Below are 11879 nucleotides of genomic sequence, written 5' to 3'. Positions count from 1 at the left end.
TTGTTGTTCCCATGCCGACATAGCATAAGGTTGTTGAGGTTTTCTTTCAATGAAAACACATGTGACATAAATCAGGAGCAAACCCTTGGATTTCGAAAAACTTATCCCCCTCATGCGCAGTCTGGCAATCGAAGCTGGTGAGAAGATTCTTGAGATTTACAATGCCGATGATTTTGAAGTGAAAACAAAATCGGACGAAAGCCCGGTGACCGAAGCCGACGAAGCTGCGGATGCATTGATTTCCGCAGGGTTGCGGGCCGCTTTCCCCGATGTGACCCTGATCACCGAAGAACAATCTGCCTCGCATCAGTTGAAATCGGATACGTTCCTTATCGTTGACCCGCTTGATGGCACTAAAGAATTTGTACAGCGTCGTGGCGATTTCACCGTGAACATTGCTTATGTCGAGAAGGGTGTGCCGCTGCGCGGTGTGGTTTACGCGCCTGCCAAGGATCGCCTGTTTATCACCGATGCAAGCGGGCAGTCCTATGAGGAAATTGGCCCGTTTGAAGCCTCGGCGCCGGGTGAAATGAAAAAGATGTCCGTGTCGACGCCGGACAATGACGCCTTGATGATCGTGGCCTCGAAATCGCACCGTGATCAGGCAACCGAAGATTACCTTGCCAAATACAAAGCGAAAGACAGCAAATCTGCGGGTTCGTCGCTTAAATTCTGTCTTGTGGCAACGGGAGAGGCCGATCTTTATCCGCGCGTTGGACGTACGATGGAATGGGATACGGCTGCCGGACATGCGGTTTTGCTTGGGGCCGGTGGCGATGTGGTGCGCTTTGATGATCACACGCCTCTGACCTATGGCAAAGAAGATTACGCCAATCCGTTCTTCATTGCCTATGCTCCCGGTGTTGAGCTGAAAGACGCCTGATGTCCGTTCTGATTGTGATTCCCGCCCGGTACGCGTCAACGCGCTATCCGGGCAAACCGCTTGTTGAGTTGACCGGGGCCACGGGGGAGGCGAAATCCCTCATCCGGCGCAGTTGGGATGCCGCAATTGCGGTGTCCGGTGTGGACCGGGTTGTTGTTGCAACGGATGATGACCGCATTCGCACGGCCGCCGAAGCCTTTGGGGCGGAGGTTGTGATGACCTCAGAGGCCTGCGCCAATGGCACTGAACGCTGTGCCGAGGCCTTGGAAAATCTCGGTGGCGGTTATGACATTGTGGTCAATCTTCAGGGCGATGCGCCGCTGACCCCCGCCTGGTTTGTCGAAGACCTCGTGGCGGGTTTGCGGGCGCACCCGACAGCGGAGGTTGCCACTCCGGTGTTGCGCTGTGATGGCCGGGCTTTGAACGGGTTTCTTGAGGACCGGCGGGCGGGACGCGTGGGCGGAACGACGGCCGTGTTTGGGAGTGATCACAAGGGTCTCTATTTTTCAAAAGAGGTGATTCCCTATACCTCTAAAACCTACGCGGATGACGAAGAAACGCCGGTGTTTCACCATGTTGGCGTCTACGCCTATCGCCCCTCCGCATTGGCAGCTTATCCCAAATGGCCGACGGGCCCCTTGGAAAGCCTCGAAGGTTTGGAGCAACTCCGCTTCTTGGAACAAGAGCGGCCCGTTCTGTGTGTCGAGGTCGAATCTCGTGGGCGGCAATTTTGGGAGTTGAACAACCCCGAAGACGTTCCGCGTCTTGAGGCAATGCTGTCTGAGATGGGCGCGTCTTAGGGGAATTTATGCGCCATATGATCGTTTTTTGATCTGTATCTGTGTGCTAACAAGGCACAGTAGTAAAACTGTGGCAATAAACTGCGAAAGCTAAAGACCAGTGCTGACCTTATGACCGGAAAACATTAAGGTCGCTTTGGCAAAGTTCAATTTAAGGGCTCAATGGTGCGAGCCCAGAGGAGTAAAGATGACACGTAAAGTGACGAAAGCGATCTTTCCCGTGGCGGGTTTGGGGACGCGGTTTTTACCTGCGACCAAATCCATTCCGAAGGAAATCATGACGCTTGTCGATCGTCCCTTGATTCAATACGCCATTGATGAAGCGCGGGCGGCCGGAATTAAGGAGTTCATCTTTGTCACCTCGCGCGGAAAGGGCGCGCTTGAGGACTACTTTGATCATTCTCCCGTCCTTGAACAAGAGCTGCGCAAAAAGGGCAAAGATGGGCTTCTGGAAACCCTGAAAATGACCAATATGGACAGTGGTGCGATTGCCTATATCCGCCAGCACAAAGCGCTGGGCCTTGGTCACGCTGTATGGTGCGCGCGCCGTCTTTTGGACCCGAAAGAACCCTTTGCTGTGATTCTGCCGGATGACGTGATTGCGGCGGATAAGCCGTGTTTGCAACAGATGGTCGAAGCCTATGAAGAAATTGGCGGCTCTATGGTTGCGGCCATGGAAGTCCCCGATGACAAAGTGTCCTCCTACGGTGTGCTCGACATCAAAGAGGACATGGGGGCCTATGTTTCGGCCAAAGGCATGGTCGAAAAACCTGCGCCCGGCACAGAACCGTCCAACCTTGCGGTGATCGGTCGTTATATTCTTTCGCCCAATGTGATGAAAAACCTCAACCAGATGAAAGCGGGCGCCGGCGGTGAAATTCAGCTGACCGATGCGATTGCCGACGAGATCGACACGGATCGCGGCGTGTACGGCTATCGCTTCGCGGGTCAGCGGTTTGATTGCGGGTCCAAGGCGGGCTTCCTTCAGGCGACGATTTCTTTCGGCCTGTCGCGCCCTGAGTTGCGTGATGAGCTTCAGGAGTATCTTGATACCCTGTCCTCCATGCGCACTGCTGCACAGTAAGGTCCATCCATGACCAAATCCGTTATTGTAACCGGCGGAGCGGCTATATCGGCTCGCATGCGTGTAAGGCGCTGCGGGCCGCGGGCTATCAGCCTGTGACTTTTGACAACCTGTCGACGGGTTGGGAAGATGCGGTGAAATTTGGCCCATTTGAGAAGGGTGATCTTTTGGATCGTGCCCGCCTTGACGAGGTCTTTGCCAAATATAAACCCGTCGCCGTGATGCATTTCGCCGCTTTTTCCCAGGTTGGCGAAAGCATGTCAGATCCGGGGAAATACTGGCGTAACAACGTCATCGGCTCTTTGACGTTGGTCGAAGCGGCGGTGGCGGCGGGGTGTCCGCATTTTGTGTTTTCCTCCACCTGTGCCACCTATGGCGATCAGGACAACGTGGTGTTGGATGAGGACTCTGTACAGCTCCCGATCAACTCCTACGGGGCGTCCAAGCGCGCGATCGAAGACATTCTGGAAAACTTTGGCGCGGCCTACGACCTTAACCATGTGATTTTCCGCTACTTCAACGTGGCTGGCTGTGATCCCGACGGCGAGGTGGGCGAGTTCCATCAGCCGGAAACCCATCTCATCCCGCTGATGTTGGATGCGATCGCGGGCAAACGCGCCGCTTTGACGATTTTCGGCACGGATTATGACACGCCGGATGGCACCTGTATCCGCGATTATGTCCATGTCTGTGATCTGGTCGATGCCCATGTTTTGGGTCTCAAATGGCTTGAAAACGGCAAAGGCAGCCGGGTGTTCAATCTGGGCACTGGTGTGGGATTTTCGGTGCGTGACGTCGTGGATCATTCCCGCGCTGTGACCAACAAAGATGTGCCCATCGTCGAGGGGGATCGCCGTCCTGGCGATTGTACCAAACTTGTCTCTGGCTCGGCGCGTGCGATCAAGGAGCTTGGATGGGCCCCTGAGCGCTCGAATCTTGCCACGATGATTGATCATGCGTGGAAATGGCATCAAACTGGCCACTACGAAAAATGATCCACAATGTGGATTTTTCAGTGGGGAGTTTGAATGCCAGTTTACGATCTTTGGAGGAAATACCGGCTACGACACAAGCGCCGGTATCTTCTTGCTCGGGCATGGATCAAACGCCGCGAATTGGAAGCCGTGCAACTGCGCACGGCCAAAATCCGCAAGGGTGATATCCTTGCCTTTGCGACTGTGCGCAATGAGAGGCTGCGGCTTCCCTATTTTCTCGATCACCACCGTGCCTTGGGCATTTTGCATTTTCTGATCATTGATAATGGCAGCACTGATGGAACATCAGACTATCTGCTCCGTCAACCGGATGTTTCATTATGGAGAACAGATCAAAGCTACCGTGACGCGCGGTTCGGAATGGATTGGATCAACAGTCTTTTGATGCGTTACGGTCACGATCATTGGTGCCTTACTTTGGACGCTGATGAGGCGTTGATAATCCCCTTCAATGAAACGCGAACCCTACATGATCTGACCGCCTGGCTCGACACTCGACGCTGTCGGGTGTTTTCCGCGATGATGTTGGATTTGTATGGAGACGGTCCCATCAGCGCGGTCAGTTATAAGGAGGGGCAGCCAGTTTGGGATGTTTTGCCTTATTATGATGCGCATAACTATACTTGGGAAATGCAAGCGAAATACAATGATATTTCCATACGAGGGGGGCCACGTGCGCGGGTCTTTTTTAAAGATCAGCCGAACATCGCTCCACATCTGCATAAGACCCCCTTGGTCAAATGGCATGGGCGATTTGCTTATGTGAGTTCAACTCATGTGGTTCTGCCACGTGAACTAAACTGTGGATTTGACGCACGTCTGGATTTGCCGACAGGGGCTTTGCTTCATAGCAAGTTTCTACCGGACATGATGGAAAAGGCGCGGCAAGACAACCTGCTCCGTGAGTATCACTTAAACCCCCATAAATATGATGACTATTATGCGGCCGTTGCAAGAGACCCCACTCTTTGGTCTGAGGATGGTGTCCGGTATCATGGATGGCAGGGCCTTGAAGAGGATGGAATTTTGACACGTGGCGCATGGCGTTAGGTCAGAGGGTGCGCCAATAATTGTTTCAAAATTTACAATGTGTTGTTTACGAAAACTGAATAAACCCCTATTTAAAATAGGAAAAGACGCATTACAGAAACATAAGAAAACAATCCAAAGCACCTTTAAAATGTGGGTGGGTGAGGCGGGTCTTAAAGTTTGTGTGATAGCTGAGGTAAAAGAGAAACCCTGAGCGAAATGGAAAAGGGCTGAAGTGAGTCGGCTACGGCAATATCGCCTGAGACTTCGGCGCAAGCATCGGCTTATCCGAGCATATCGGAAAAGCCGAGAGTTGACTTGTCTGCAAAATCACACCGACCGGATCAAAAAAAATGACGTCCTTCTGGTCTGTACGCTGCGCAATGAACGCATCCGGTTGCCGTATTTTATGAAATATTACAGGGACATGGGCGTGTCCCATTTTCTTTTTGTCGACAATGACAGTGACGATGGCTCGCGGGAATTTCTCATCGGCCAAGAGGATGTGTCGATCTGGCACACCACGGCAAGTTATCGAAAATCGCTGTTTGGCGTGCATTGGATGAATGCGCTCGCGCGCAAATATTGCCACGGACATTGGACGCTGACCGTTGATGTGGACGAGTTTTTCGCCTTTCCCTTTTGCGACACCCGTCCGATCCCGGCCTTGACCGATTGGCTCGATAATTCCGGCCTGCGCAGTTTTTCGGCCATGTTGATTGACATGTACCCCAAAGGACCGGTCGATGCGCAGCCCTATATTGAGGGCCAAAATCCGTTTGAGATTGCCGAATGGTTTGACAGCGGAAACTACATGCTTTCAACCAACTGGGAGTATGAAAACCTGTGGATTCAGGGCGGCCCGCGCGCGCGGCTTTTTTTTCACAACGACCCGTTCAACGCGCCATCTTTGAACAAAATTCCATTGGTCAAATGGGATCGCAGCTATGTGTATCTGCATTCGACTCATATGCTTTTGCCGAAACGCCTGAATAAAGTCTACGACAGCAATGGCGGTGAAATGGCCTCTGGCGTGCTGTTACACGCCAAGTTTCTCAATACATTCGTGCAAAAGACCGAAGAGGAATTGAAGCGCCGTCAGCATTATGCCGGAAGTCGCGAATATCTTGCCTACATGAGTCGGATCAAAGATGATCCTGACTTGTGGTGTAACTGGTCTGAAAAATACATCAATTGGCGGCAACTTGAGATTCTCGGTCTTATGTCCAAGGGCAACTGGGCATGACGGTCGGGTTTGTAATGCTTGTTCATACCGCCCTTGATCGCGCCGAACAGGTTGCGCGTCATTGGGCAAGCCATGGCTGCCCGGTTGTGATCCATGTGGATCGCCGGGTGAAAAAGGATGTCTATCAACCCTTTGTCGATAGTCTCTCTGATCTCGACACGGTGATTTTTAGTAAACGCCATGCGTGCGATTGGGGAACCTGGTCGCTCGTCGCCGCCTCACAAGCCGCCTCAGAGCTGATGCTCGACCGGTTTCGCAATGTGCGCCATGTCTACCTGTCGTCCGGCTCCTGTTTGCCGCTGCGGCCCGTAGAGGATTTGAAACAATATCTTGCGGCGCGGCCGATGACGAATTTTATCGAAAGCGTCACAACCGAGGATGTGCCTTGGACTGTGGGCGGGCTGGACGCCGAACGCTTTACGCTCCGGTTCCCGTTTTCGTGGAAAAAGCGGCGGTGGTTGTTTGACCGCTACGTCACGCTTCAACGCAAAATCCGGTATAAACGCAAAATTCCGGACGGTTTGGTTCCGCATCTTGGCTCGCAATGGTGGTGCCTGACGCGTCAAACCCTCTCCGCCATTCTCGAAGACCCGGATCGCAAGGCCTATGACAGCTATTTCAAAAAGGTCTGGATCCCGGATGAAAGCTATTACCAAACCTTGGTGCGGCTCTATTCCAACAATATCGAGAGCCGGTCTTTGACTCTGTCGAAGTTCGACTATCAGGGCAAACCGCATATTTTTTATGATGATCACCTGCAACTTCTGCGGCGCTCGGATTGCTTTGTGGCGCGCAAAATCTGGCCCCGGGCGGATCGTTTGTACACAACGTTTTTGAACTCTGACAGCAACCCGATGAAGGGGGCCGAGCCCAATCCGGGCAAAATAGACCGCATCTTTTCAAAGGCTGTGGAGCGTCGGACGATGGGGCGCGAGGGGCTATATATGCAAAGCCGGATGCCGGGGCATGGTCAGGGTCAAGACAAAACCAGTGCGCCCTATTCCGTGTTTGAGGGCTTCTCTGATCTGTTCGAGGAGTTTGATGAATGGCTGGCGCGTGCGGTCGGTGCGCGGGTGCATGGTCATCTTTTTGATCCTGACGGTGTTGAGTTCGCCGGCGATCAAAAGGTGTTCTCTGGCGCGCTTTCGAACCATGCGGCCTTGAGGGATTATAACCCCTGCGGCTTTCTCACCTCGCTGATCTGGAACACCCGGGGCGAGCGGCAGTGTTTTATGTTCGGACCTCGCGACAATCAGGAGATCAACTGGCTCATCGCCACCGATCCAAACGCTCAGATTTCGGTGATCACCGGGGCTTGGGCTGTGACCCTGTTCCGTTCAAATCGCAATTTCTCTGATATTCGTCGGGAGGCCGCGCGGTTACAACGGATCGAGGCGGAGCATATCGCCATCCTGCGGTCCCAACATGTCAAAGCGCGCGTGCGGATTTGGACCATGGCGGATTTTATCGAAAGCCGTATGGAGCCTTTGCAGGCGATCATTGATGAGATCGGTCCGCGCAATGTCCGCCGGTTGACCGAAGCCCCCAAGATGCGGGATTTGACAGGCTTTGGCCAGTTCCTGCAAAATCTGAAAAATCAGGGGATGAAGCCCCACCTCATGGGCGATTTTCCCATGGGCAACGCGCCCGATGCCCGCCCCCGCGATAGCAAACGGCCCTATTTGGTAAAGTAGCGCATGTCTCATCAGTACGACTATTTCGTAATTTTCGCAGAAATGCGAACCGGGTCAAATTTTCTCGAAGAAAACGTCAATTCCTATCCTGGGCTGACATGTTGGGGCGAGGCGTTCAATCCGGCCTTTATCGGCAAGTCGAAACAGAAAGAAATGCTGGGCGTAAGCCTGATCATGCGCGAAGCGGACCCGACGCTTTTGCTGCATAAAATGCGGGATGCAACCAAGGGGTTGGCTGGATTTCGGTTTTTCCACGATCACGACCCGCGCATTCTGGCACATGTCCTGAAGGATTCGAAATGCGCCAAGATCATCCTCACCCGCAACCCGCTGGACAGCTATGTGTCGCGCAAGATCGCGGACAAGACCGGACAATGGCGGCTTGGCGATTTGAAGGATGCTAAATCGGCCAAGATAGTTTTTGATAAACGTGAATTCTCAGGGCTTTTGGATGAACTCAAGGGGTTTCAGCTTTCGCTTCAGCGCGCGCTGCAAACCTCTGGCCAGACTGCGTTTTATATCAATTATGACGACATTCAGGACATTGAAGTCCTCAACGGGTTGGCACGTTTCCTTGGTGTGAGTGAGGAGCGGGGCAAGACCACGCAAAAGACCAAGGTTCAAAACCCGTCGCGTCTTGAGGATAAGGTTGTGAACTACGCGGAGATGGTGGCCAACCTGTCCAGCGTCGACCACTTCAACCTGTCCAACACGCCAAATTTCGAACCGCGTCGCGGTCCTGGGGTGCCGACCTATCTGGCCGGTCAATCGGTACCTTTGCTTTATATGCCGGTGCGCAGTGGCCCGGAGCAAGCGGTGCAGGCGTGGCTGGCCGGTCTGGATAGGATCGACCCAGCGGCTTTGACCCAAGAGTTTACCCAAAAGACGCTCCGTCAGTGGAAGCGGCAAAACAAAGGGCATCGCAGCTTTACGGTGATTACACATCCGGCCTTGCGGCTACATCGGACGTTTTGCCGATATATTTTGAATATCAGTGCGCTGACCTACGTAGAAATCCGCGAGGTATTGCGTGACATTTATAAGTTACCCATCCCAGTGGGTCAGCCGGACGCATCCTATGGTCGCGACCAGCACCGCGAAGCGTTTCTGAAATTCGCGGACTTCGTCAAAGGCAATCTCAACGGCCAAACCTCCATACGGGTGGATGGGACATGGGCGTCACAATCCGAAGTGATCAAAGGTTTTGCGGATTTCTCTCTGCCTGACGTCATCATACGAGAGGAAAGCCTGACCGAGGATCTTGATCGCCTAGGGGCGAGTGTTGGAGTGTCTGCGATTGCCGTTCCCGCACAGCGGGACGATAGTCCCTACACGCTTGCAGATATCTACGACGAAGAGGTCGAGGACGCCGTTCGGGCGGCCTACCAGCGCGATTACATGATGTTTGGCTTTAAACCTTGGTCACAAACCTAAAGTGTTTCGCGACACAGGGGCCGCAAAACTTGGGGTGACGTGCGGATGGTTTTGGCCCTTGAACGCGTTTTGAAATTTGGTTGAGAGGGCCCAATTTCGAAATGACCTGTGGCAGGTCTGAAACGCCACAGGCCGATTTTAAGCGGCTTTGGTTTTTGGCCCTTCAGTCAAAATGGCATGAAGGGTCGTGGCCTCGCCATTGGCGCGCAGTTTGGCGCAGATGTCCCCATCGCGCATTGTACGCGACACAAGCGCCAGTGCTTTGAGGTGATCCACACCGGATTCCGCCGGGGCAAAAAGGGCGAAAATCAGGTCGACGGGCTGCCGGTCCACGGCATCGAAATCCATCGGGTTTTCGAGGCGCATAAACGCCCCGACCACACGGTCCAACCCCTCAATGCGCGCATGAGGCAAAGCAACGCCATGCCCCACACCTGTTGGGCCAAGGCTTTCGCGGTCTTGCAAGGCATCCACCGTGTCATTGAGCGACAGGCCATAGGCACTTGCAGCGATCTCCCCGAGATCCTGAAAGAGACGTTTCTTGCTCGTCATCTTTCCGACCAATTTGATGGCCTGCGGATTCAAGATCTTAGATATATCCATATGAAATGTACCCGCCCCGACCCGTCGAGGCGGGTCAGTTTTGTTATGTCGCGTTGTTAGGGTCAACCCAACCAATGTTGCCATCGGCACGGCGGTAGACCACGTTTACTCCGGTTTTCCCATCCTTGTGGAACACAAGAACAGGAGCACCAGCCAATTCCATTTGCATCACTGCTTCGCCAACCGTCAGGGTCGGAATCTTTGCCTCCATTTCAGCGATGATCATCGGCTGAAGGCTTTCAGGTTCCTGATCCTCATCATGGTCAGACGCGGCGAGGATATACTGGGAAGCGCCGAAGAGTTCAACCGGCTCGGAGCGATCCTTGTGGTGATCTTTCAAACGGCGCTTATAACGGCGCAGTTGTTTGTCCATTTTTTCTGCGCATTCATCAAAGGCTGCGTAGATTTCATGAGCATGCGCACTGGCCTGTGCGGTCAGGCCGCTGGACAGGTGAACCACGGCCTCGCAATTGAATTCTGCCCCAGTTTTTGAAAACACGACATTCGCGTCAGTCGGACGCTGTGCGTATTTATCAAGAACGGTGCCCAGCTCCGTCTTCACATGCGTTTGAAGGGCTGTGCCGATGTCGATTTGTTTTCCGCTGATTTGGTACCGCATTGATACCTCCTTCTTTCTTTGGGACCTATATGCTCGACGCCTCCTCTGGCGTCTGACAGGGCCTTGGGTTCTTGTATAAAGCGGGAATTGAATGCATGCGTTCGCCATAGGACCCTGACGGTGTGTCGGGGTGGTGCTTTGGCGCCCTGAGGCTTTGATTTGCCGTGGCGCAGACTGTGAAACGCGCGTCATGCATCGGTTACATTTGGCGGCAGAATCTAGGTCAATGTCAATCGAAACCCGCGTTCAGATCCGGAAATTGTCGCCAAGGTAAACACGGCGTACAGTTTCATCCGCAACGATGTCTTCGGTGGTGCCGGACATCAACACCTGACCATCATGCAAAATATAGGCTCGATCAATAATTCCTAACGTTTCCTGAACGTTATGATCGGTAATCAACACGCCAATGCCACGATTCTTGAGATCGGACACAAGTCCGCGAATTTCCGCCACCGCGATAGGATCAACGCCGGCAAAGGGTTCATCCAAAAGCACATAGGAGGGGTCAGAGGCCAGACAGCGCGCGATTTCGACGCGGCGCCGCTCGCCCCCGGAGAGCGACAAGGCGGGCGCGCGCCGCAGGTGAGAGATCGAGAATTCGGACAGCAGTTCCTCAAGTTTTTCGCGCCGCACGAGGGGGTCGGATTCGGAGACTTCGAGGATCGCGAGGATATTGTCCTCAACACAAAGACCGCGAAAAATCGAGGCCTCTTGCGGCAAATATCCAATGCCCATTTTGGCGCGACGGTACATCGGCAAAAGCGTGATGTTGCGGCCATCGACCGTGATCTCTCCAGCTTCCGGCATTACAAGACCTGCGATAGAATAGAAACAGGTGGTTTTGCCTGACCCGTTGGGACCCAGTAGTGCCACGACCTCCCCACGGCCAAGATCAAGCGACACATCGCGGATCACGGTGCGTTTGCGATAGCCTTTGCGCAGGTTGCGGACCTTTAGCCCGGTTGTGTCGGACATCACTTATTCCCAGGCTGGAGTATGGTTTTCACGCGTCCGTCCATGCGGCCGGTGCCAGTGTTGAGATCAATCAGCATGCGTTCGCCCGAAAGGGCGCTGCCCGCTTGGGTCAAAAGCACGTTGCCCGTGAGCAGAACAGTTGATGATTCGAGGTCATATTCGGCCTGTGCGGCTTCTGCCGTTTCGCCCGCATTGGTGATCGTCACACCGCCAGAGGCCAAAAGCCGGGCGATTGTGCCGCCGGTTTTGGCATAAACAACCTCAACTGTTTGCGCCGTCAGTCGCAGCGTGCCTTGGCCGATCACGACATTGCCGGCGAAAAGTGCCTTTCCGGTTGCTTGATCGACGCTCAATTGGTCGGAGGTCACTTCGACGGGCTGCGAACTGTCGTGCTTTAATCCGCCGAACGCAATCTGCGCGCTTTGAGCCATCACGGGCAGGCTTTGAAATGCCAATGCAATGATCAGCGCGACGCTCAGGGACAGGGTTTGAATGATGCGCACGGTTTTTTCCT

11 protein-coding genes and 1 pseudogene are annotated in these 11879 nt (G+C 53.8%); 8 read left to right on the top strand and 4 right to left on the bottom strand.

Going from position 1 to position 11879, the window contains the following annotated elements; genetic code table 11:
• The first annotated feature begins 85 nt into the window (after positions 1–85).
• From cysQ to C8029_RS08970, 8 genes and pseudogenes are all read left to right on the top strand, one after another.
• Positions 86–883, top strand: a complete 798-nt coding sequence (gene cysQ, locus C8029_RS09005) for a 3'(2'),5'-bisphosphate nucleotidase CysQ (RefSeq protein ID WP_009570327.1) — start codon at positions 86–88, stop codon at positions 881–883.
• Positions 883–1683, top strand: a complete 801-nt coding sequence (locus tag C8029_RS09000) for a 3-deoxy-manno-octulosonate cytidylyltransferase (protein ID WP_009570326.1) — start codon at positions 883–885, stop codon at positions 1681–1683. Before cysQ ends, C8029_RS09000 begins: the two co-directional genes overlap by 1 nt.
• Before the next feature lie 187 nt (positions 1684–1870).
• On the top strand, positions 1871–2767 hold the full coding sequence (locus C8029_RS08995; protein WP_009570325.1) for a UTP--glucose-1-phosphate uridylyltransferase: 897 nt from the start codon (positions 1871–1873) through the stop codon (positions 2765–2767).
• 9 nt (positions 2768–2776) lie between these two features.
• Positions 2777–3762: pseudogene (gene galE / locus C8029_RS08990) on the top strand (UDP-glucose 4-epimerase GalE).
• Between the two features lie 33 nt (positions 3763–3795).
• Positions 3796–4812 (top strand): glycosyltransferase family 2 protein, encoded by a 1017-nt coding sequence (locus C8029_RS08985; RefSeq protein WP_152002777.1) that lies wholly within the window; start codon positions 3796–3798, stop codon positions 4810–4812.
• 238 nt (positions 4813–5050) lie between these two features.
• The gene (locus C8029_RS08980; protein WP_152002815.1) at positions 5051–6037 is read left to right on the top strand and encodes a glycosyltransferase family 2 protein; all 987 of its coding nucleotides are present in this window, start codon (positions 5051–5053) and stop codon (positions 6035–6037) included.
• Positions 6034–7731 carry a DUF5927 domain-containing protein gene (locus tag C8029_RS08975; RefSeq protein WP_152002776.1) on the top strand — a complete coding sequence of 566 codons (1698 nt, stop codon included), beginning with the start codon at positions 6034–6036 and terminating at the stop codon, positions 7729–7731. Before C8029_RS08980 ends, C8029_RS08975 begins: the two co-directional genes overlap by 4 nt.
• Positions 7732–7734: 3 nt before the next feature.
• Positions 7735–9165, top strand: coding sequence for a hypothetical protein (locus C8029_RS08970; RefSeq protein WP_009570320.1), 1431 nt, complete (start codon positions 7735–7737; stop codon positions 9163–9165).
• Between the two features lie 138 nt (positions 9166–9303).
• Here the strand turns inward: C8029_RS08970 and C8029_RS08965 are convergent, their stop codons facing one another.
• From C8029_RS08965 to lptA, 4 genes are all read right to left on the bottom strand, one after another.
• On the bottom strand, positions 9304–9768 hold the full coding sequence (locus C8029_RS08965; protein WP_009570319.1) for a PTS sugar transporter subunit IIA: 465 nt from the start codon (positions 9766–9768) through the stop codon (positions 9304–9306).
• Between the two features lie 43 nt (positions 9769–9811).
• Positions 9812–10387, bottom strand: a complete 576-nt coding sequence (gene hpf / locus C8029_RS08960) for a ribosome hibernation-promoting factor, HPF/YfiA family (protein WP_009570318.1) — start codon at positions 10385–10387, stop codon at positions 9812–9814.
• Between the two features lie 246 nt (positions 10388–10633).
• Positions 10634–11365, bottom strand: coding sequence for an LPS export ABC transporter ATP-binding protein (gene lptB, locus C8029_RS08955; RefSeq protein WP_009570317.1), 732 nt, complete (start codon positions 11363–11365; stop codon positions 10634–10636).
• A complete protein-coding gene (lptA, locus tag C8029_RS08950; protein ID WP_152002775.1) occupies positions 11365–11868 on the bottom strand; it encodes a lipopolysaccharide transport periplasmic protein LptA in 504 nt (167 codons plus the stop codon). The genes lptB and lptA overlap by 1 nt, the downstream gene beginning before the upstream one ends.
• Positions 11869–11879: the final 11 nt, after the last annotated feature.

Source organism: Roseobacter sp. TSBP12, from assembly GCF_009129705.1.
Classification (GTDB): Bacteria; Pseudomonadota; Alphaproteobacteria; order Rhodobacterales; family Rhodobacteraceae; genus Celeribacter; species Celeribacter baekdonensis_A.
The sequence above is the reverse complement of the archived record's forward strand: the minus strand, read 5'-3'. Positions and strand labels throughout refer to the sequence as shown.

Excerpts from the sequence above, each read along its gene's own strand:
- C8029_RS09000 (WP_009570326.1), top strand. The coding sequence starts at position 883 with ATGTCCGTTCTGATTGTGATTCCCGCCCGGTACGCGTCAACGCGCTAT.
- C8029_RS08995 (WP_009570325.1), top strand. The coding sequence starts at position 1,871 with ATGACACGTAAAGTGACGAAAGCGATCTTTCCCGTGGCGGGTTTGGGG.
- C8029_RS08985 (WP_152002777.1), top strand. The coding sequence starts at position 3,796 with ATGCCAGTTTACGATCTTTGGAGGAAATACCGGCTACGACACAAGCGC.
- C8029_RS08975 (WP_152002776.1), top strand. The coding sequence starts at position 6,034 with ATGACGGTCGGGTTTGTAATGCTTGTTCATACCGCCCTTGATCGCGCC.
- C8029_RS08970 (WP_009570320.1), top strand. The coding sequence starts at position 7,735 with ATGTCTCATCAGTACGACTATTTCGTAATTTTCGCAGAAATGCGAACC.
- C8029_RS08965 (WP_009570319.1), bottom strand. The coding sequence starts at position 9,768 with ATGGATATATCTAAGATCTTGAATCCGCAGGCCATCAAATTGGTCGGA.
- hpf (WP_009570318.1), bottom strand. The coding sequence starts at position 10,387 with ATGCGGTACCAAATCAGCGGAAAACAAATCGACATCGGCACAGCCCTT.
- lptB (WP_009570317.1), bottom strand. The coding sequence starts at position 11,365 with ATGTCCGACACAACCGGGCTAAAGGTCCGCAACCTGCGCAAAGGCTAT.